This window comes from Vibrio sp. Vb0937 (assembly GCF_033338855.1).
The window spans coordinates 1-1,085 of record NZ_JAWOTK010000409.1 but is presented as its reverse complement, the minus strand read 5'-3'; the positions used below and the strand labels follow the sequence as shown (position 1 = coordinate 1,085).

At 41.5% G+C, this 1,085-nt stretch carries 1 pseudogene; it reads left to right on the top strand.

The features are described from left to right. Positions 1-867, top strand: a pseudogene (locus tag R7P67_RS26105) (hypothetical protein); the annotation flags it as partial. Positions 868-1,085 lie beyond the last annotated feature (218 nt).

Here is a 1,085-nt window from a genome sequence, read left to right as displayed (position 1 = left end):
GTCGGTGACATTGTGTATCGCCTCGAAACCACACAAAACCTTGGCGGTATCGCGTACGCGTATGAAGTGGTGTATTGCGAAGCGTTTCAGTTTGAAAACGAAGAAGTGTACTTTGCCGCCTCCAACAACAAGCGCTTATGCCCAGAAAAGGGAGCACTAAAAAAAGTGGGCCATTACAAAATCAGTGATGACTCGTTGATTGTTAGCGCAAATGGTGCTCGTCAAATCTGGACCACCAAAAAGGTGTACCCATCTCAGGTTCATAAAGAGACTCAGAACTATTTCACCACCGTGTTTGATGGTAAACAATTCGAAAGCTATACCATGCAAAAGAACAAGCAATCGATGGAAAAACGCATCAACGCACCGACAGGACGATATTTATACCAGATATCCTTTTTTGACTATTTGCTACCTCGCCCTAACGGTGATTATCTCGTGGCTGAAATTGGCAATTATATTTATCACCATGGAACTCAAGTCATTGGGCCTCATGGTGAAAGCATCGATTCCGATCTCAACTTACGCACTTACAATCCAAACTTGTATTGTGCTGATGTCGCCATCTGGTACGGCAGCCATGTCATTGCTGGTCAAGGAGACTATCAGGTCGACATCATCTCCGATCCTAACCCCTACGATCCGACTTACCTAATTGACTGCTACGAATACATTAGTAACCCCACGACCAGACAACAATCGTTAGCATTTGATCTGAGCTACTCGCCTTACGACGAACTACTTGATGGCGAGGTGTACAGCTACATTTTGCGTCCAAAGCCTGAACTGGCTGATCGCGTTGAAGAATTTAAAATCAATATGATTTATCACAGCCCAAAGCCGTTACGCTCAAGCAACAAAAAATAACCACTTAAAATACATAATGTTATTTTGACCATTAAATCACTAAAAACAAAAAGTGGAACCGTGATCAAAGTCTCATTTCCTTCCTCATCGACAAAAAACTCAAATAAATTTTACGGGTTTTATGCGGTTTTTCGTGTCTTGAACACTTACTCAATAGTGATTAAAAAGACACAACTTTCTTAAATCTCACTAGTGAGATTTAAGAAAGTTGTGTCTTT